Source organism: Streptomyces sp. NPDC092369 (genome assembly GCF_044755245.1).
Lineage (GTDB): Bacteria > Actinomycetota > Actinomycetes > Streptomycetales > Streptomycetaceae > Streptomyces.
Window position 1 is genome coordinate 2,094,699 of sequence record NZ_JBIVQP010000001.1, and the last position, 19,245, is coordinate 2,113,943.

Below are 19,245 nucleotides of genomic sequence, written 5' to 3' on the forward strand. Positions count from 1 at the left end.
GGGCGTTCGAACAGGCGCCCCGCGTCCGGTCACTTGTCGTCACGTCCCGTCATCACTCGTCACTTCTCGAAGCGGTAGCCCATCCCCGGCTCCGTGATGAAGTGCTTGGGGTGCGAGGGGTCCGCCTCCAGCTTCCGGCGCAGCTGGGCCATGTACACGCGGAGGTAGTTGGTCTCCGTCCCGTACGACGGACCCCACACCTCCTGGAGCAGCTGCCGCTGGCTCACCAGCCGGCCCGTGTTGCGGACCAGCACCTCCAGCAGATGCCACTCGGTGGGCGTCAGGCGTACGTCCCTGCCGTCGCGGTGGACCTTCTTGGCGGCCAGGTCGACGGTGAACTCCTCGGTCTCCACCGCCGTCACCTCGTCCTCGCCGACCCCGACCGGCTCGGCGCGGCGGACGGCGGCCCGCAGCCGGGCGAGGAGTTCGTCCATGCCGAAGGGCTTGGTGACGTAGTCGTCGGCGCCGGCGTCCAGGACCTGGACCTTCTCGTCGGAGGAGTGCCGGGCGGACAGCACCAGGATCGGCACCCGGGTCCAGCCGCGCAGGCCCCGGATCACCTCGACGCCGTCCATGTCGGGCAGGCCCAGGTCCAGGACGACCACGTCGGGGTGGCGGGCGGCGGCCAGCTGGAGGGCGGTGGCGCCGTCGTGCGCCGCGTCGACCTCGTACTTGCGCGCCTTGAGGTTGATCACGAGGGCGCGCACGATCTGCGGCTCGTCGTCGATCACGAGCACCCGGGTCATTGGACCTGCCTCTCGGGTTGTGCCTGCTGTCGAAGCTCCTGCGGGGCCGATCCTGCCGCGCGCAGGGAGAGGACCATGGTGAGGCCGCCGCCGGGCGTGTCCTCGGCGTTGAGGGTGCCCCCCATGGCCTCGGCGAAGCCGCGCGCCACCGCGAGCCCCAGACCCACACCGGCCCCGCGCGGGGCGTCGCCGTAGCGCTGGAAGGGCTCGAAGATACGGTCCTTGGCGTCGTCGGGTACGCCGGGGCCGCGGTCGACCACGCGGACCTCGACCCGGTCGGCGATGGCGCTGGCGGCCACCAGGACCTGCTTGCCGTGCGGGTTGTACTTGACGGCGTTCTCCACCAGGTTGGCCACCGACCGCTCCAGGAGCCCCGGGTCGACGGCGACCATGGAGAGGGTCTCCGGGACGTCCAGGTCGACGCTGCCCTCGGGCACCCCGACCAGTGCCATCGGCACCACTTCGTCGAGGTCGATCTCGCGGATGAGCGGGGTGACCGTGCCGGTCTGCAGGCGGGACATGTCCAGGAGGTTGCCGACGAGGTGGTCGAGCCGGTCGGCGCCCTCCTCGATGCCCTCCAGGAGCTCGGCCCTGTCCTCCTCGGACCAGGCCACGTCGTGGGAGCGCAGCGAGGAGACGGCCGCCTTGATGCCGGCCAGCGGGGTGCGCAGGTCGTGGCTGACGGCGGCCAGCAGGGCCGTGCGGATGCGGTTGCCCTCGGCCAGGGTGCGGGCCCGGTCGGCCTGTTCCTGGAGGCGGCGGCGGTCCAGGACGACGGCGGCCTGCGCGGCGAACGCGGCCAGCACGCGGCGGTCCTCGGCGGGCAGCACGCGGCCGGTCAGGGCGAGCGCCATGTGGTCGCCGACCGGCACGTCCACGTCCGCCTCGTCGGGTCGGGCGACGGGCGGTCCGGTGCCGACGCGGCCCGCGCAGGTCCACGGGTCGTGCTCGCCGGTGCGCTCCAGCAGGGCCGCCGACTCCATCCCGAAGGTCTCGCGCACCCGCTCCAGGAGGTCCTCCAGGCCGGTCTCGCCGCGCAGCACGTTGCCCGCGAGGAACGACAAAATCTCGGACTCGGCGCGCAGCCGGGCCGCCTGGTGGGTGCGGCGGGCGGCGAGGTCGACGACGGAGGCGACCGAGATGCCGACGCCCACGAAGATCACGATGGCGACGATGTTCTTGGGGTCGGCGATGGTGAACCTGTGCAGCGGCGGCGTGTAGTAGTAGTTCAGCAGGAGCGAGCCCACCGCGGCCGAGGCCAGCGAGGGCAGCAGTCCGCCGAGCAGGGCGGCCGCCACGGTCAGCGCCAGGAACAGCAGCATGTCGTTGGCGAGGCCGAGGTCGACGGCGTTGAGCAGCAGCGCAAGGAGCACCGGCCCGAGCACCCCGACGATCCAGCCGGCGATGATCCGGGACCGGCCGAGCCGCGCGCCGCGGGCCACCGGGAGGCCGCGGCCCTTGCCGGCCTCGCCGTGGGTGATCAGGTGGACGTCGAGGTCGGGTCCCGAGTCGCGGGCGACGGTGGCGCCGACGCCCGGTCCGAAGACGTACTGCCAGGTCTTGCGACGGGAGACGCCGAGCACGATCTGGGTGGCGTTGACCCCGCGCGCGAAGGCGAGCAGGGCGGCTGGTATGTCGTCGCCGACGACGTGGTGGAAGGTGCCGCCGAGGTCCTCGACCAGGGTGCGCTGGACGGCGAGTTCCTTGGGCGAGGCTCCGGTCAGGCCGTCGCTGCTGGCTATGTAGACGGCCAGCACCTCGCCGCCGGCGCCCTTCTCGGCGAGCCGGGCGGCCCGTCGGATGAGGGTGCGGCCCTCGGGTCCGCCGGTGAGGCCGACCACGATCCGCTCTCGGGATCCCCAGATCTTCGACACCCGGTGCTCGCTGCGGTACTGCTTCAGGTACTCGTCGACCCGGTCGGCCACCCACAGCAGCGCCAGTTCGCGCAGTGCGGTGAGGTTGCCGGGCCGGAAGTAGTTGGACAGGGCCGCGTCGACCTTGTCGGGCTTGTAGACGTTGCCGTGCGCCATGCGGCGGCGCAGGGCCTGGGGCGACATGTCGACCAGCTCGATCTGGTCGGCCCGCCGGACCATCTCGTCCGGCACGGTCTCGCGCTGCCGTACGCCGGTGATCGAATCGACGACGTCGCCGAGCGATTCCAGGTGCTGGATGTTCACGGTGGAGACGACGTCGATGCCGGCGGCGAGCAGTTCCTCGACGTCCTGCCAGCGCTTGGTGTTGCGCGAGCCGGGGATGTTGGTGTGGGCGAGTTCGTCCACCAGGGCCACCTGGGGGTGGCGGGCGAGCACGGCGTCGACGTCCATCTCGGAGAAGACGGCCCCGCGGTGCTCCAGCTCCTTGCGGGGCACCTGCTCCAGGCCGTGCAGCATCACCTCGGTGCGGGGCCGGTCGTGGTGCTCCACGAAGGCGACGACGACGTCGGTACCGCGCTCCACCCGCCGGTGCGCCTCGGAGAGCATCGCGTACGTCTTGCCGACGCCCGGTGCCGCACCGAGGTAGATCCGAAGCTTGCCGCGTCCCATGGCCCCATTGTCTTCCGCTCTCCGCTGACCGCGCAGCGTCGAGATTACGGCGGGCCAACGCGACAAATGGGGCGGCCAGGGGCTGGGCGGCCGTCTTTGACGGAACTCTGACGCGGGGCGCTCAGTGGTGCCGGCTCAGTGCTCGACGATCTCCCCGTCGCCCAGTTCCAGCACCCGGTCGGCCAGGTCGAGCAGGGTCGCGTCGTGGGTGGCGACCAGGGCGGTGACCCGCTCGCTGTGCACGACGGCGCGCAGCAGCTCCATGACGGCGTGCCCGGTCTCGGCGTCCAGCTGGCCGGTCGGCTCGTCGGCGACGAGCAGCGAGGGGCTGTTGGCGAGGGCGCGGGCGATGGCCACGCGCTGCTGCTGACCGCCGGAGAGCTCGCCGGGCCGCTGCTTGGCGTGGTCGGCGAGACCCACCAGGGACAGCAGCAGTTCGACGCGCTCCTCGCGCTCGCGCACGGGCGCCCGGCGCAGCCGCATCGGCACGCCGACGTTCTCGGCGGCGGTCAGGATCGGGACGAGCCCGAAGGACTGGAAGACGAAGCCGATACGGTCCCTGCGCAGCCCCAGCAGCCCGTCCTCGCCGAGTTCGGAGAGGTCGAGGCCGTCCACGGTGACCCGTCCCCGGTCCGGCAGGTCGAGTCCGCCGACGATGTTGAGCAGGGTGGTCTTGCCGGATCCCGAGCGCCCCTTGAGGGCGACGAGTTCGCCGCGCGGGACCTCGAAGGAGACTCCGCGCAGCGCGTGCACCGCGGCCGCTCCCTGACCGTAGGACTTGTGCACGTCCTCGACCCGCACCATGGTCTCGGTGACCACCTGGCTGTTCATGTCGCTTCCCCCGTCTCGTCTCCCCCGAAGACCGGGCGCCAGTATCGCGGTCGGGCGCCCGGCCGTTCAACGGTTCAGTTCGGGTTGTCGCCGTGGGTGAGGGTCTCCCAGGCCACGAAGAGGTTGTTGCTGCCGGCCGGGCGCTGGTTCTGGGTCAGCGTCTGGGTGTTCGCCATGGCGATGCCGAGGCGGTTGTGCAGGGCGTTGTAGCCGACCTCGGTGATCGGGCCGAGGCCCCGGGTGAGCGTGCCGCCGCACAGCCAGCTCGGGGCGGCCTCGCCCAACTGGTACTTGGACTGGAAGCCGAGCGCCTGGCGCAGCCGTTCGCCGACGTCGGTGCCGTAGAGGTCGGCGCCCTGGATGCGGCTGGTCTCGGCGACGTGCGAGATCGCGGAGATGCCGTACCCGGTGTGCACGAAGTCCCGGCAGGTCTCCTGGGTGAGCCCGGTGACGAAGGTGGACTGGCCCTGCCAGTAGGAGACGATCTTGGCGGTGGTGTCCAGGTTCTGGCTGGGCACGGTCTTGGGCACCGAACCGTCGGAGGCGAGGTACACGTAGGCGGCCGTGCGGGTGCGGAACTTCGCCATGGCGGTGTCGTAGGACGCCTTGTCCTCCAGGAAGACGGAGATACCGACGGCGGCCTCCATCATCGACAGCTCCCAGTTGCCGTTGGAGTTGGAGCCCTTGATCACGACGGGGAGGTAGACGTTGCGCAGCATGGTGGAGAAGCGGGCGGAGTTGGCCCAGGTGCCGGTGTAGGTGTACTTGATGATCTCGGCGGCCTTGGGCCAGGAGGAGCCGGCCCAGCCGGTCTGCAGGGGCGCGTTGCTGTTGGTGTGACTGGTGATCGTGCCCGACCAGGCGTCCATGAGCTGGATCGCCTTCTGGGCGTAGCGCGCGTCCTTGGTGATGTACCAGGCGAGCGCGTCGGTGTACGCGGCTATCGCGTCCTCGCGCTCGTCGGTGCAGCCGTAGTTGGGGTTGGAGTACGACCCGCACTCGACGGTCGCCCGGGGCGCGGGCGTGCGGGTCAGGCTGGCGTACTTGCTCGCCATCATCTGGTCGTAGGCGCCCTTCCAGGGCTGGGCGCCGGCGTTGACCTTGGTGCGGGCGAACTCCAGCTGGGCCGCGGAGACCGTGACTCCGGGGTGGACGAAGGTGGCGGGGGCGGAGTGGGCGGCGGGGGCCGAGAGGGCACCGAGCAGCAGGGCGGCAACGGTCGTGATCAAGGCGGTTCTGCGCATGTGGGGGTCTTCCGTTCTCCTATGTGAACGTGAAGCGCCTTTATGAACGGACGCGTTGAGCGGAGACCATAGGTACAGACCAATAAGCCGTCAAGAGGTCACGCACGCCGAAGAGCCGCACCCCGAAGGGTGCGGCTCTTCACTCGGTTCTCGAACCCGTTCTCCTCGCGGAGCGTCCCGCTAGCGGACCTCGGTGATCTCGGGTCCGCGCTGCAGCTGGCCCATGCCACCGGAGAAGCGCGAGCCCTCCTCCTGCTGCTGGACGCCCTCGGGAACCATCTGGGCGTCGTTGGGCAGCTTCAGGACGATCGGGTCGCGGGGCGCCATCGGGCCCTCGCCGCGGACCACGACCGTGTCCCGGAAGATCTGCTCCAGCAGCCCGGCCGCCTGCGGCTGCACCGCGCCCTGACCGGAGATCACACCGCGCAGGAACCAACGGGGACCGTCCACGCCGATGAAGCGCACGACCTGGAAACCACCCGTGCCGTCCGGCAGCTGCACCGGAACCTGAGCACGCAGCTCCCAGCCCAGCGGGCCCTCGACCTCGTCGACGATGCCACCCTGCTGGGTGATGCCGGTGGCGATCTCCTCGCGCACCTCGCCCCAGATGCCCTCGCGCTTGGGAGCGGCGAAGGCCTGCAACTGGACGGCGCTGTCACGCAGCACCACCGTGGCCGCGACGATCGCGTCACCCGCGACCTCGACCCGCAGCTCCATGCCGTCGACACCCGGCACGAACAGACCGCCCAGGTCGACCCGGCCCTCGGCCGGATCGCTCACCTCGGTGTCGTCCCAGGGCCCATCGGGGCGCGGCTCCGGTTCGAGCCGCACGCGCGTGCGGCGGCCCTCTTCGTCGTCCGCCTCAGTGTCGACACTGTCGACGACCTGCTCGGCCTCGCCGGCCGCGTCCTCGGCGGCATCCCTCTTCTTGCGACGTCCGAACACGTCACTGTCCTTCCCGGTCGGATACGACCGAAGCGTATCGATTCCCACCCGCCAGGCCGCCCGGGGCGACCTGACCGCTTGTGCCGCTCGCGTCGCCCACGGCGGCATGGCCACCGGTGGACCCGAAGCCCCCCTCGGCCCGCGCCGAGTCGGGAAGCTCCGCGACCTCCTGGAAGCGGACCTTCTCGACCTGCTGGACGACCAGTTGGGCGATCCGGTCGAAGCGCTCGAACCGCACCGACTCGTGCGGGTCGAGATTCACCACGATCACCTTGATCTCCCCACGGTACCCGGCATCAACCGTCCCCGGGGCATTCACGAGGGCGACACCGCAGCGGGCGGCGAGACCGGATCTGGGGTGCACGAAGGCCGCGTACCCCTCCGGGAGGGCGATAGACACCCCCGTGGGCAGAACAGCCCGTTCCCCGGGCTTGAGTTCACGGCTCTCGGTCGTCCGCAGATCCGCTCCGGCGTCTCCAGGTTGCGCATACGTCGGAAGCGGTACGTCCGCGTCGACGCGGCGGATCAGCACGTTCAGGGGTTCTCGGCTCACGGGGGTCACGGGTTCACCTCGAAGGCACGGGCACGCCGGGCCTGGTCCGGGTCGTTCATGGCGGCGCGGATCTCCTCCGGGCGGCCGTTGTCGATGAAGTGGTCGACCAGCACCTCGACGAAGAGCGCGTCGGCGCGGACGGCGACGGGCCCGTCGGGGCCGCCGATCCGGCCGGTGGCGGTCGAGTAGATCTTCCGCCGGGCCACGGCCGTCACCTCGGCCTCCAGGTACAGCACGGTCCCCACCGGGACCGGCCGCACGAAGTCCGTCTCCAGCCGCCCGGTCACGGCGATCGTCCGCAGCAGCCAGTTCAGCGAGCCCAGCGTCTCGTCCAGCGCGGTGGTCAGCACCCCGCCGTGCGCGAGCCCGGGCGCCCCCTGGTGGGCGGGCTGCACGGTGAACTCGGCGGTGATGGTGACGCCCTCGCCGGCCCGCGCCGCCAGATGCAGACCGTGGGCCTGTCCCCCGCCACACCCGAAACACTGTTCGTAGTGCGAACCGAGCAGCTCACCGGGTGCGGGAGCATCCGGGTGCCGCACAGGTTTCACCGCGTAGGCGGGAGGCTGAAGAGCCGCGGAAGTACCACTCACAGCCGCAGACCTTACCCGCGCGTCGGCCATATCAGGACACCGTGCCAAGCTTGGCTCCATGCAGCTCTCCGCCGCCCCTTACGAAGAACGCCTCACCGCCCCCCGGACCTGGTGGCTGATCTCCTTCCTGGTCGGGGTCTCCTTCGCCCTGATCCTGCTGCCGTTCGGCACCCTGCCGTTGCTCGGCGGTCTGGTCGGCGGCACGGCGGCGGCCGCGGTCTGCGCGAGCGCCTACGGCTCGGTCCGCATCCGCGTGGTGGGCGACTCGCTGATCGCGGGCGAGGCCCGGATCCCGGTGGCGGCGCTGGGCGAGGCCGAGGTCCTGGACGCGGAGGAGGCCCGCGCCTGGCGCACGCACAAGGCGGACACGCGCGCGTTCCTCCTGCTGCGCTCCTACATCCCCGGGGCGCTGCGCGTGGAGGTCACCGACCCCGCGGACCCGACCCCCTACCTGTACCTGTCGACGCGCGAGCCGGAGCGGTTGGCCGAGGCGCTGCGGACAGCGCGGGAAACAGCGGCGTAGGGCCGCCCCGCACCGGGCTCGGAAAGGCGCCTGCGGGGCCCGCTAAGGCCCGAGCTCCTTGCGGCCGTCCCCCAGCTCCAACGGCTCGGCCGGAGCCTCCAGGGGCGGCAGCGCGGGCAACGCGTCCCAGGGCACCTGGACCTTGCGGAGGTCGGTGCGGATGCGCCCCGCGAGCTTTCTGGTGTCCTTGCGGTTCATGACCGCTCCGACGGCGGCCCCCACCATGAAGGGCATCAGATTCGGCAGATCGCGGACCATGCGCTTCATGATCTGCTGGCGCAGCTCGCGCTTCATGTGACCGTTCAGCGCCGACGTCACCGTCGACGGTTTCGTCACCTGGATCCCGCGCTCTCCCGACCACGAGTTCAGATATGTGGTCGTGCGCTCTTTGAGATTGCCTGGCGGGCGCACGCCATACACCTCGTACAGCTCGGCGATGAGCTTGAGCTCGATCGCGGCGACGCCGGTGATCTCGGCCGCCAGTTCGGTCGGCATCGCGGGCGGCACCGGCAGCATCGCCGCCGCACCGATCCCCGCGCCGACCGTCGCCGTGGCGCTCGCCGCGCCGACGACGAGTTTGTCGGCGAGCTCCTCGGGGCCGAGGCCCGGGAACTGCCTGCGGAGCGTCGCGAGGTCCCGTACGGGGATCCTCGGGGCGCTCTCGATGATCCGGTCGGCAAGGTACGCCAGTCCCGCCCTGGCGCGGCTGCCGCTCTTGCGGACGCCTTCCCTGGCCTTGTCCCGGATCACCGCGGCCCGTCGCCGTGCGACGGGCGCGCTTTCCTGCTCCGCCGGTACCGGGAGGTCAACCCGGTCAGCCGCCGGTTCGAGCGAGGCAGATCCCGTGGATCCTTTCGTACGGGATGAGCCCCGCTCGTCTTCACGCGCGCCGTACGGGCCGTCCTTCGGCCCCTTGTCCGCTCCCGGCAGGGGGAAGCGGCGCTTCCGAGGAGGGGTCGAGCCAGTCACGGCCGACCCCGCCTCAGTCGCAGTCGCGGCAGATCGGCTGGCCGTTCTTCTCCCTGGCCAGCTGGCTGCGGTGGTGCACCAGGAAGCAGCTCATGCAAGTGAACTCGTCCTGCTGCTTCGGCAGCACCCGGACGGCCAGCTCCTCGTTCGAGAGGTCCGCTCCGGGCAGTTCCAGGCCTTCTGCGGCCTCGAACTCGTCGACGTCGACCGCGGAGGTCGACTTGTCGTTCCTCCTGGCCTTGAGCTCTTCAAGGCTGTCCGAATCAACGTCGTCGTCGGTCTTGCGTGGGGTGTCGTAATCCGTTGCCATGTCGCTCTCCCCCTCTGGGTGTCTATCGGTGTCTCCAGCGCACGTAACGCGTGAGAGGCCGGACTTGTGCCCGACCTGAGGCGGAGATTTTGCCTCACATCAAGGTCTGTTACTCAATCGACACCCAACCGGACTCCTCACGAGTGATCGGCTTGGATGGCGATGCGGACCGTACACGGTCCCAATGCCGCACTTCAAAGGCGTCTCACCGTGTACTTCCCGTGATCAAGACCCCTAAAAACCCGGATTATCCCGGCTTTCCGGCAGGTTCTGTGATCACCGAGAGTAGATGGCCGGAAATTCGCCTTTGTGATCGATCACACACGGGTTCGTCGATTCGATGCCCAGAAAATTCCGCGCAAAGCGAACATCCCCGCGTGTCGGCGACATGCTCTCAGATGGGGAGGGTGACCCGCATCACGAGCCCACCCCCCTCACGCGGCTGTGCCGAGATGTGGCCACCGTGCGCGCGGGCCACCGACCGCGCGATCGACAAGCCGAGCCCGACGCCCTTGTCACTGCCCGTCCGCTCCGTCCGCAGCCGCCGGAAGGGCTCGAAAAGATTGTCGATCTCGTACGCCGGCACGACGGGACCCGTGTTCGACACGACCAGGACCGCCTGGCCGTGCTGGACCTCGGTGGTGACCTCCACCCAGCCGTCCTTGGGCACGTTGTACCGCACCGCGTTCTGTACGAGGTTCAGCGCGATCCGCTCCAGGAGCACGCCGTTGCCCTGGACCACCGCGGGTCTCTGCTCGCCGCGGATCTTCACGCCCTTGGCGTCCGCCTCCGAGAGCACCTGGTCGACCGCCTGCCCGGCGACCTCGGCGAGGTCCACCGGCTTGCGCTCGACGATCTGGTTGTCGCTGCGGGCGAGCAGCAGCAGGCCCTCCACGAGCTGCTCGCTGCGCTCGTTGGTGGCCAGCAGCGTCTTGCCCAGCTGCTGGAGCTCCACGGGGGCGCCCGGGTCCGAGAGGTGCACCTCCAGGAGCGTGCGGTTGATCGCGAGCGGGGTGCGCAGCTCGTGCGAGGCGTTGCCGACGAAGCGCTGCTGGGCGGTGAAGGCCCGCTGGAGCCGCTCCAGCATGTCGTCGAAGGTGTCGGCCAGTTCCTTGAGCTCGTCGTCCGGACCGTCCAGCTCGATCCGGCGGGACAGGTCAGAGCCCGCCACCGCGCGGGCGGTGCGGGTGATCCGGCCGAGCGGCGACAGGACCCGGCCGGCCATCGCGTAGCCGAACGCGAAGGCGATCACGGCGAGACCGAGCAGGGCCAGCAGGGAGCGGCTGAGGAGATCGTCCAGGGCGTGCTGGCGCTTGACCGCGTCGCACGACTCCAGGATCGAGTTGATCTCGCTGTTGCTGGTCGCCTGGTTGAGCTGGGGGCAGGTGCTGCTCGTGATACCGATGTTGGTTCCGCGCACCGTGAACGACTGGCCGCCGCCCTCGTGCAGGGCCTGGGCGGCGAGCAGGTAGATGATCGACAGCAGCAGGATGCCGGCGATCAGGAACATGCCGCCGTACAGCAGCGTCAGCCGTATGCGGATGGTCGGGCGCAGCCAGGGGAAGGGCGGCTCGGGCTTGCGGGGGTCCCAGGTGGGCTTGGGGGGTGCCGTGGGGAGAGCGGGTGTTGCGGCCATGGGCTATCAGATCCGGTAGCCGGAGCCGGGCACGGTGACGATGACGGGTGGCTCGCCCAGCTTGCGGCGCAGGGTCATGACGGTCACGCGCACGACGTTGGTGAACGGGTCGGTGTTCTCGTCCCAGGCCTTCTCCAGGAGCTGCTCCGCGGAGACGACGGCGCCCTCGGAGCGCATCAGCACCTCCAGGACGGCGAACTCCTTGGGCGCGAGCTGGACCTCCTTGCCGTCGCGGAAGACCTCCCGGCGGTTGGGGTCGAGCTTGATCCCGGCGCGCTCCAGGACCGGCGGCAGCGGGACGCTGGTGCGCCGGCCCAGGGCACGCACGCGTGCGATGAGCTCACTGAACGCGAAGGGCTTGGGGAGGTAGTCGTCGGCGCCGATCTCCAGACCCTCGACCCGGTCGCTGACGTCGCCGGAGGCCGTGAGCATCAGCACGCGCGTGGGCATGCCGAGTTCGACGATCTTGCGGCAGACGTCGTCCCCGTGCACGAGCGGGAGGTCGCGGTCCAGGACGACCACGTCGTAGTCGTTGACACCGATGCGCTCCAGGGCTGCCGCGCCGTCGTACACGACGTCCACGGCCATGGCCTCTCGGCGCAGTCCGGTGGCCACCGCATCGGCGAGCAGTTGCTCGTCCTCGACGACGAGTACGCGCACGTCGCTTGTCCTTCCTGATGTCCACCCGCGTAGCGCCCCGGAGGGCAGGCGTGGGCGGAGTTCTCCATGACTGTGTGCCTCCATCCTGCCCTTTTCGGCCATAAGTCGGCTGTAAGGCGGCCGGGCGGGAGGAGAGCGGCGGGTGAGGGCGGAGTGAGCGGTGGATGAAAGACAGTTGTGAGACTCGGGAATGCGGGATTTTCTCGGCCGGTTGAGGTTTCCGTGGAAGGAAGCGCGGGGAGGACCGTTCATACCCCGCGATCACGCTCTGCTAGTGCCGCAACACCATGCGGCACGGCGCAATCCGCTTTCCGCAGAGTGGACGTGGGTGTCCGGCACCGTCGCCGCCCGGCGCGGGCTGTGCCGGGCACCTGTTGGAGACGTGATCGCCCCTTCCGAACGGCACACCCCCGTGCCATCGACCCACGACCCAGGACGAGGGGGCGCAGCATGGACGCATTCACCGCAGGACTTCTGCAGCGCATAAGGACAACCGAGTCCGACCTGACGCGGGCTCGCAACGAGGGCGACGACTTCCTCGTCGAGGTGGAGCAGGGCGAACTCGACGACCTGCGCCGCCTCGCCGCCGAGCACGGTGTGGAGGTCGGCGCTTAGCGTCTGCTCGCTACCAGGCGTTTCGCATGAGAGGGCGAGGCCCGACGAATCCAGCGTCGGGCCTCGCCTTTTGCGTCGTTCCTGCCCTTTACGCCCATCGCCCCCTGGGTCAGTCGTGCCAGGCGCCGAAGTCCTCCAGGAGGCGTTGGAGGGGTTCGAAGACTCCCGGGGTCGCCGCGATCGTCAAGGTCGGCGACGGGGGCTGTGAGGGCCGTCCGCCGGTCAGGGCGCCCGCTTCCCTGGCGATCAGGTCGCCGGCGCCGTAGTCCCAGGCGTTCAGGCCGCGTTCGTAGTAGCCGTCCAGCCGGCCGGAGGCCACGTCGCAGAGGTCGACGGCCGCCGAGCCGCTGCGGCGGATGTCGCGCAGGAGGGGGATCAGGCGCTGGGCGACCTCGGCCTGGTGGGCGCGGACCTCGGTGACGTAGTTGAAGCCCGTGGAGACCAGCGCCTGTTCCAGGGGCGGCGCCGGGCGGCACGCCAGCTCGCGTTCGCCCTCCCAGGCACCGCGGGCCCACGCTCCGCCGCCGCGGACCGCGTGGTACGTCTCGCCGCGCATCGGGGCGGCCACGACGCCCACGACCGTCTCGCCGCCTTGTTCGGCCGCGATGGAGACCGCCCAAGTGGGCAGGCCGTAGAGGTAGTTGACCGTTCCGTCGAGCGGGTCGATCACCCAGCGGACGCCGCTCGTGCCCTCGCTGGAGGCGCCCTCCTCGCCGAGGAAGCCGTCGCCGGGGCGGCGGGCGGAGATCAGGTCGGTGATCAGTTTCTCCGCGGCGATGTCCATCTCGGTGACGACGTCGATGGGACTGGACTTGGTGGCGGCCACCGCCAGGTCGGCCGGCCGGCCGTCCCGCAGCAGTGCTCCGGCACGGCGTGCGGCCTCCAGGGCCAGCTCCAGCAGTTCCTGATGCGGGGCGTCGGTCACGGGGCTCCTCACGCGTACGGGCTGTCGGCACCCGCGGCGGCGGGGCGGGGGGCGCGGGCCGGGCAGCAGCCGGCCGGGCAGAGGTTGTGGCTCGGGCCGAGGGCGCCCAGGGCGCACGGCGTGACCTCCTGGCCGCGCTCCACGGCCACCCGCTCCAGGACCAGGTCGCGGACCGCGGCGGCGAACCGCGGGTCGGCCCCGACGGTCGCCGAGCGGCGCATCGGCAGGCCCAGCTCCTCGGCCCTGGCCCTGGCCTCCGTGTCGAGGTCGTAGAGGACCTCCATGTGGTCGGAGACGAAGCCGATGGGCGCGATGACCACCGCGGGGACGCCGGCCGCGTGGCGCTCCTCCAGGTGGTCGCAGATGTCGGGCTCCAGCCACGGGATGTGCGGGGCGCCGGAGCGCGACTGGTAGACGAGCTGCCAGGGGTGCTCGACGCCGGTGCGGTCGCGGACCGCGTCGGCGATCTGCCGGGCCACGTCCAGGTGCTGTGCCACGTACGCTCCGCCGTCGCCGTGGTCCTCGACCGGGCCGGAGGTGTCGGCGGCGGCGAGGGGGATCGAGTGGGTCGAGAACGCGAGGTGCGCGCCGTCGCGGACGTCCTCGGGGAGGTCCGTCAGGGAGCGCAGGACGCCCTCGATCATGGGCTCCAGGAAGCCCTCGTGGTTGAAGTAGTGCCGGAGCTTGTCGATCTTCGGCAGGGGCAGGCCCTCGGCATCGAGGGCGGCCAGCGAGTCGGCGAGGTTCTCGCGGTATTGGCGGCAGCCCGAGTACGAGGCATAGGCGCTGGTCGTCAGGACCAGGATCCGGCGGCGGCCGTCGGCGACCATCTCGCGCAGGGTGTCGGTCAGGTACGGGGCCCAGTTCCGGTTGCCCCAGTAGATCGGCAGGTCCAGGCCGTGCTCCGCGAAGTCCTTGCGCAGGACGTCCAGCAGGGCACGGTTCTGGTCGTTGATCGGGCTGACCCCGCCGAACAGGAAGTAGTGCTGCCCGACTTCCTTGAGGCGTTCGGTGGGGATGCCGCGCCCTCGCGTCACGTTCTCCAGGAACGGAACCACCTCGTCCGGCCCTTCGGGGCCGCCGAACGAGAGCAGAAGGAGGGCGTCGTAGGGGGTGGCATCGAGCGCGTCTGGCATGACATCGATCCTGCCACCCCGCTCCGACAACCCGGCAGCGGCCAGGGGGACAGCGGGGGCGGGTCGGGCGACGACGCCGATTCCGGGCGGCGCACGGGGTGCATTAGGGTGACCTCACTCGTAAGCTGTATCAGCCGTGTTGGCACCTTACGGAGCCGGCATCGGCGCCTTACGAGCCACTTTCGTCCACGCCGTGCCCGAGCCGCCCCGTACGCGCGCGTGGCCGTACCCTCCGGAGACCCCGTGCCCAGCCCCTACCGCGCTCTGTTCGCCGCCCCCGGCTCCAAGGGGTTCGCCGCCGCAGGCCTGCTCGGCCGGATGCCGCTGTCGATGATGGGCATCGGCGTGGTCACGATGATCTCCCAGCTCACCGGGAGGTACGGGCTCGCGGGCGCCCTGTCGGCCACCATCGCGCTGTCCGCCGCTGCGATCGGGCCGCAGATCTCCCGGCTGGTCGACCAGTACGGGCAGCGGCGCGTGCTGCGGCCGGCGACGCTGGCGGCGCTCGTCGCCTCGGCCGGACTGCTGCTCGCCGCGCACTTCGAGTGGCCGGACTGGACGCTGTTCGTGTGCGCCGCCGGCATCGGCTCGGTGCCGAGCCTCGGCCCGATGATCCGCGCGCGGTGGGCGGCCGTGTACCGGGGCACTCCGCACCTGCACACCGCGTACTCCTTCGAGTCCGTCGTCGACGAGGTGTGCTTCATCTTCGGGCCGATCATCTCCATCGGACTGTCCACGGCCTGGTTCCCGGAGGCCGGGCCGCTGCTCGCCGCCTGCTTCCTGGCGCTCGGCGTCTTCTGGCTGACCGCGCAGCGCGCCACCGAGCCCGAGCCGCACCCGCGCGTGCGCGGCGCCGACAGCGGCGGCTCGGCGCTGCGCGCGGCCGGTCTCCAGGTGCTGGTGGCCACGTTCGTGGCGACCGGCGCGATCTTCGGGGCGGTCGACGTGGTCACCGTCGCGTTCGCCGAGGAGCAGGGTCACAAGGGCGCCGCCAGCGTGGTGCTCGCCCTGTACGCGGCGGGCTCATGCTCCGCGGGCGTCGTGTTCGGGCTGCTGCGCTTCCGGGGAGCACCCGCGCGCAGGTGGCTGCTGGGCATATGCGCGATGGCCGTGAGTATGATCCCCCTCCTACTGGTCGGAAACTTGTCGCTTCTGGCCGTGGCGCTGTTCCTTGCGGGCCTGTCCATCGCACCCACGATGATCACGACGATGTCCCTCATAGAAGAGCACGTACCTCGCGCGAAGCTCACCGAGGGCATGACCTGGGTGAGCACCGGCCTGGCGGTCGGGGTCGCGCTCGGCTCCTCCGTCGCCGGCTGGGTGATCGACTCGGCCGGCGCGCGTGCGGGGTACGGGGTCCCGGTGGTCGCCGGGGCCGTCGCGGTCGCGGTCGGTTTCCTCGGGTACCGCCGGCTCAGCAGACCGGCACCGGGGCGGGGAGGCACCGTTGTTGAGCACCACAGCGAGCGCGAAGAACGGCACGTGGCGTAACTGGGGCGGCACGGTCACGGCCCGCCCCGCGCGGGAGGTCACGCCGGCCTCGGTCGAGGAACTGACGGCGGCCGTGCGGCAGGCCGCCGAGGACGGGCTGACGGTGAAGGCCGTCGGCAGCGGGCACTCCTTCACGTCGATCGCCGCCACCGACGGCGTGTTGATCCGCCCTCAACTGTTGACCGGCATCCGCAACATTGATCGCGATGCCTTGACGGTCACCGTCGAGGCCGGCACCCCGCTCAAGAGACTCAACGTGGCCCTCGCGCGCGAGGGTCTGTCGCTCACGAACATGGGCGACATCATGGAGCAGACGGTCTCCGGCGCCGTCAGCACCGGCACCCACGGCAGTGGCCGTGAGTCGGGCTCGATCGCCGCCCAGATCAGGGGACTCGAGCTGGTCACGGCGGACGGTTCGGTGCTGACCTGCTCCGAGAAGGAGAACGCGGACGTCTTCGCGGCGGCCCGCATCGGCCTCGGCGCCCTCGGGATCGTCACCGCGATCACGTTCGCCGTGGAGCCCGTCTTCCTGCTCACGGCCCGCGAGGAGCCGATGCCCTTCGACGAGGTCACCAGCCGCTTTGACGAACTCTGGGCCGAGAACGAGCACTTCGAGTTCTACTGGTTCCCGCACACGGCGTCCACCAACACCAAGCGCAACAACCGCAGCGCGGGCCCGGAGCAGCCAGTGAAGCCGCTGGCGAGCTGGTTCGACGACGAGTTCGTGGCCAACGGCCTGTGGCAGGTGGTCAACATGGTCGGCCGCGCGGTGCCCGCGACCGTGCCGACCATCGCCCAGATCTCCACCCGGGCCTGGTCCAGCCGGACGTACACCGACATCCCGTACAAGGTCTTCACCTCCACCCGTCGGGTCCGCTTCGTCGAGATGGAGTACGCCGTCCCGCGCGCCGCCCTGGTGGACACGCTGCGGGAACTCAAGGCGATGGTCGACCGTTCGAGGTTCAGGATCAGCTACCCGGTCGAGGTCCGCACCGCCCCGGCGGACGACATCACCCTGTCCACCGCCTCCGGCCGGGACAGCGCCTACATCGCCGTGCACATGTTCCGGGGCACGCCCTACCAGGCGTACTTCACCGAGGCCGAGCGCATCTTCACCGCGCACGAGGGCCGGCCGCACTGGGGCAAGGTGAACACCCGGGACGCCGAGTACTTCGCCGGGGTCTACCCGCGCTTCGGCGAGTTCACGGCGCTGCGGGACCGTCTTGACCCGGATCGGCGCTTCCAGAACGACTACTTGCGTCGGGTGTTGGGGTCGTAGCGGACGCACTGGGTGTGGGGGTCGGGGTACCGCCGCCGTCCGAGGCGCTCGGCGTCGGCGTCGGATCGGTCGTCGTGGCCCCGCCCCCGTCCGAAGAGGTGCCGCTCGAACCCGAAGGAGCGCCGACGTCGGGCGTGGTGGACGGAGTCGGCGTGGCCGTGGGTGAAGTGGGCGCGTCGTCACGGGACTTCGAGGTCGACGGGTCATGGCCGGTGACGGCGTCGCTGACGGTGGTGCCCCCGCCGCCGCTGAAACTGTCGCCGGACACCAGCTCGTAGGTGGTGATGCCGGTCAGGGTGACCCCGAAGACCAGGGCGGCCGCGACCACCGGCCGCTTCCAACTGCTCACCCGCGCGCGGTAGACGGTGCCCTCGGTGAACTCGCCGGGAGCGCGCGGCGCGCTCTCACCCGGGCGGCCCGTGACGGTGACCTCCCGGAGCTGTTCGCCGGTGCGGCTGAAGAAGTGCTGGAAGACCGAGCCGCCGCAGGTCGCGACGACGCTGACGAGACCGGCGCCCAGGATCGTGCCGTAGACCCCGAAGTACGAGGCGAGTTTGGCCGCCACCACGGCGGCCACGGCACTGCCCGCGACTTGAGGGACGCTCAGATCGAGCCGCTTCTTCTTGACTTCGGCGACTTCCGCGAGTTCAGGGTCCGCGACCTCGACGACCTCGACGACCTCGGCGTCCGACCTTTCACGCATACCGGTTTCTTGCCTGCCTTTCCCGTACTTGATCGACTTTTACTGCTTGATCAACGCTGATCGACCGCGATCGACCAACTGCACGAGAAAGGGACGTACGGACGAAACCGATAGTTCCGTTTCGGGGGTTTACGTGAAGTACGCCACTTTCAAGATCCCGAAACCGCGTGACGGGCGGCCAACTCGCACCTCTCGCGAGAAGTTGGACCGCGTCCCAATCCACGCACGTGGCCCAAATGGAGTACTGTTGCGAGCCCTGGGCCCGGCCTCCCGCCAGGATGTCCGCGGCCTTACTGGACCGCCCGGAGGGGGCTTGTTGCACAGGGTGACGGAGTTGGTCACTTAGCGTTGCGAATAGGTAACCGTGCCATAACGGCGTTCCAGGGCCTGTGCCCGACACGCCGGGCAACTCGGCAAGGTTGTGGCAGGCTGCACCCGGGCAGGCCACACTCGACTAGCGGAAGCAGCGACGCACGTGACGTCGGCAGGCACCACCCGGGAGGTCCCCATGCCCGAACTGCGTGTCGTGGCCGTCTCGAATGACGGCACACGGCTGGTGCTGAAGGCTGCCGACTCAACGGAGTACACGCTTCCGATCGATGAGCGGCTCCGTGCCGCTGTCCGCGGCGATCGTCCCCGCCTCGGCCAGATCGAGATCGAAGTCGAAAGCCACCTCCGTCCTCGCGACATCCAGGCACGTATACGTGCCGGTGCCAGCGCGGAAGAAGTCGCACAGCTCGCAGGCATCCCCGTCGACCGTGTACGGCGTTTCGAGGGCCCCGTCCTCGCGGAGCGCGCGTTCATGGCCGAGCGGGCTCGCAAGACCCCTGTCCGCCGGCCCGGCGAGAACGCGGCCGGTCCCCAACTCGGCGAAGCCGTCCAGGAACGGCTGACCCTGCGCGGTGCCGACAAGGACACCGTGCAGTGGGACTCCTGGCGCCGCGACGACGGCACCTGGGAAGTCCTGCTGGTCTACCTGGTCGCGGGCGAACCGCACTCGGCGAGCTGGACCTACGACCCGCCCCGGCGGCTCGTCCAGGCCGTCGACGAGGAGGCGCGCTCGCTGATCGGCGAGTCCGAGGACCTCGCCGCGGCGGAGCCCAGCTTTCCGTTCGTGCCGCGTATCGCCCGGCTGCCGCGCGACCGTCCGCTGGACCGCGCTCTGGAGCGGCCGAGCCTGCCGGCGCCGCCGGTCGAGTCCGACGAGGACACCGCGGCGAGCGAACGGGACTCGCTGACCAGCCTGTTGGAGGCGGTACCGAGCTTCCGTGGCGACCTCGTCGTCCCGGAGCGCCCGACGCCGGAGCCTCCGGTGGAGGAGCCCGCCGCCGAACCCACGGAGGAGGAACCCCCGGCCCCCGCGGCCTCGGCCGGTTCCGCCTACGCGGACGTCCTGATGCCCCGCTCGGTCGGCGCCCACCGCGACCGTCTCGTCGGCGCCACCGACCGCCAGGCCGAGGCCGACGGCGTCCGCCCCGGCCGCCGCGCGGCGGTCCCCAGCTGGGACGAGATCGTGTTCGGGACACGACGCAAGAAGCAGGAGTAG

19 protein-coding genes are annotated in these 19,245 nt (G+C 70.6%); 5 read left to right on the top strand and 14 right to left on the bottom strand.

The features are described from left to right. Positions 1–59 precede the first annotated feature (59 nt). The 7 genes from ACIQI8_RS09105 to ACIQI8_RS09135 all read right to left on the bottom strand — a co-directional run bounded on the left by ACIQI8_RS09105 (position 60) and on the right by ACIQI8_RS09135 (position 7,452). The gene (locus tag ACIQI8_RS09105) at positions 60–746 is read right to left on the bottom strand and encodes a response regulator (protein ID WP_280879670.1); all 687 of its coding nucleotides are present in this window, start codon (positions 744–746) and stop codon (positions 60–62) included. After that, a complete protein-coding gene (locus ACIQI8_RS09110; RefSeq protein ID WP_402346409.1) occupies positions 743–3,289 on the bottom strand; it encodes an ATP-binding protein in 2,547 nt (848 codons plus the stop codon). The genes ACIQI8_RS09105 and ACIQI8_RS09110 overlap by 4 nt, the downstream gene beginning before the upstream one ends. A 135-nt stretch (positions 3,290–3,424) precedes the next feature. After that, entirely contained in the window at positions 3,425–4,120 is a 696-nt protein-coding gene (locus ACIQI8_RS09115) for an ABC transporter ATP-binding protein (RefSeq protein WP_402346410.1), read from the bottom strand. Between the two features lie 74 nt (positions 4,121–4,194). Next, on the bottom strand, positions 4,195–5,364 hold the full coding sequence (locus tag ACIQI8_RS09120; protein ID WP_402346412.1) for an alginate lyase family protein: 1,170 nt from the start codon (positions 5,362–5,364) through the stop codon (positions 4,195–4,197). 180 nt (positions 5,365–5,544) lie between these two features. After that, positions 5,545–6,309 (bottom strand): DUF3710 domain-containing protein, encoded by a 765-nt coding sequence (locus tag ACIQI8_RS09125; protein ID WP_123997189.1) that lies wholly within the window; start codon positions 6,307–6,309, stop codon positions 5,545–5,547. A gap of 1 nt (position 6,310) precedes the next feature. After that, positions 6,311–6,862, bottom strand: a complete 552-nt coding sequence (gene dut, locus ACIQI8_RS09130) for a dUTP diphosphatase (protein WP_402346415.1) — start codon at positions 6,860–6,862, stop codon at positions 6,311–6,313. 5 nt (positions 6,863–6,867) lie between these two features. Continuing rightward, complete coding sequence (locus ACIQI8_RS09135) at positions 6,868–7,452, bottom strand: PaaI family thioesterase (protein WP_402346417.1); 585 nt, start codon at positions 7,450–7,452, stop codon at positions 6,868–6,870. A 58-nt stretch (positions 7,453–7,510) separates the two neighbouring features. Between ACIQI8_RS09135 and ACIQI8_RS09140 the strand changes: the two genes are divergently transcribed. After that, positions 7,511–7,975, top strand: a complete 465-nt coding sequence (locus ACIQI8_RS09140) for a DUF3093 domain-containing protein (protein ID WP_123997192.1) — start codon at positions 7,511–7,513, stop codon at positions 7,973–7,975. A gap of 42 nt (positions 7,976–8,017) precedes the next feature. Here the strand turns inward: ACIQI8_RS09140 and ACIQI8_RS09145 are convergent, their stop codons facing one another. The 4 genes from ACIQI8_RS09145 to ACIQI8_RS09160 all read right to left on the bottom strand — a co-directional run bounded on the left by ACIQI8_RS09145 (position 8,018) and on the right by ACIQI8_RS09160 (position 11,550). Beyond that, a complete protein-coding gene (locus tag ACIQI8_RS09145; protein ID WP_402346419.1) occupies positions 8,018–8,944 on the bottom strand; it encodes a hypothetical protein in 927 nt (308 codons plus the stop codon). 13 nt (positions 8,945–8,957) lie between these two features. After that, entirely contained in the window at positions 8,958–9,254 is a 297-nt protein-coding gene (locus ACIQI8_RS09150; RefSeq protein ID WP_005481602.1) for a DUF4193 domain-containing protein, read from the bottom strand. A gap of 394 nt (positions 9,255–9,648) precedes the next feature. After that, positions 9,649–10,890 carry a sensor histidine kinase gene (locus ACIQI8_RS09155; RefSeq protein WP_402346421.1) on the bottom strand — a complete coding sequence of 414 codons (1,242 nt, stop codon included), beginning with the start codon at positions 10,888–10,890 and terminating at the stop codon, positions 9,649–9,651. Between the two features lie 6 nt (positions 10,891–10,896). Next, the gene (locus ACIQI8_RS09160; RefSeq protein ID WP_003993508.1) at positions 10,897–11,550 is read right to left on the bottom strand and encodes a response regulator transcription factor; all 654 of its coding nucleotides are present in this window, start codon (positions 11,548–11,550) and stop codon (positions 10,897–10,899) included. Between the two features lie 450 nt (positions 11,551–12,000). On the opposite strand from ACIQI8_RS09160, the gene ACIQI8_RS09165 reads away from it, so the two are divergent. After that, positions 12,001–12,165: a hypothetical protein gene (locus tag ACIQI8_RS09165; RefSeq protein WP_185146023.1), complete on the top strand. Its 165-nt coding sequence runs from the start codon at positions 12,001–12,003 to the stop codon at positions 12,163–12,165. A gap of 109 nt (positions 12,166–12,274) precedes the next feature. Here the strand turns inward: ACIQI8_RS09165 and ACIQI8_RS09170 are convergent, their stop codons facing one another. Further along, a complete protein-coding gene (locus ACIQI8_RS09170; protein ID WP_402346423.1) occupies positions 12,275–13,090 on the bottom strand; it encodes an inositol monophosphatase family protein in 816 nt (271 codons plus the stop codon). A gap of 8 nt (positions 13,091–13,098) precedes the next feature. Further along, positions 13,099–14,226, bottom strand: a complete 1,128-nt coding sequence (locus ACIQI8_RS09175) for a ferrochelatase (RefSeq protein ID WP_402346425.1) — start codon at positions 14,224–14,226, stop codon at positions 13,099–13,101. Positions 14,227–14,469: 243 nt separating this feature from the next. Here ACIQI8_RS09175 and ACIQI8_RS09180 point away from each other — a divergent pair, with 243 nt between their 5' ends. Both ACIQI8_RS09180 and ACIQI8_RS09185 read left to right on the top strand, forming a co-directional pair. Next, positions 14,470–15,717 carry an MFS transporter gene (locus ACIQI8_RS09180; RefSeq protein WP_402346426.1) on the top strand — a complete coding sequence of 416 codons (1,248 nt, stop codon included), beginning with the start codon at positions 14,470–14,472 and terminating at the stop codon, positions 15,715–15,717. Next, on the top strand, positions 15,677–16,996 hold the full coding sequence (locus ACIQI8_RS09185; RefSeq protein ID WP_402346428.1) for a D-arabinono-1,4-lactone oxidase: 1,320 nt from the start codon (positions 15,677–15,679) through the stop codon (positions 16,994–16,996). The genes ACIQI8_RS09180 and ACIQI8_RS09185 overlap by 41 nt, the downstream gene beginning before the upstream one ends. Here ACIQI8_RS09185 and ACIQI8_RS09190 read toward each other — a convergent pair. After that, positions 16,920–17,699 (bottom strand): hypothetical protein, encoded by a 780-nt coding sequence (locus tag ACIQI8_RS09190; protein ID WP_402346430.1) that lies wholly within the window; start codon positions 17,697–17,699, stop codon positions 16,920–16,922. The two genes, ACIQI8_RS09185 and ACIQI8_RS09190, sit on opposite strands and share 77 nt — an antisense overlap. 508 nt (positions 17,700–18,207) lie before the next feature. On the opposite strand from ACIQI8_RS09190, the gene sepH reads away from it, so the two are divergent. Then, complete coding sequence (gene sepH / locus ACIQI8_RS09195) at positions 18,208–19,245, top strand: septation protein SepH (protein ID WP_402346432.1); 1,038 nt, start codon at positions 18,208–18,210, stop codon at positions 19,243–19,245.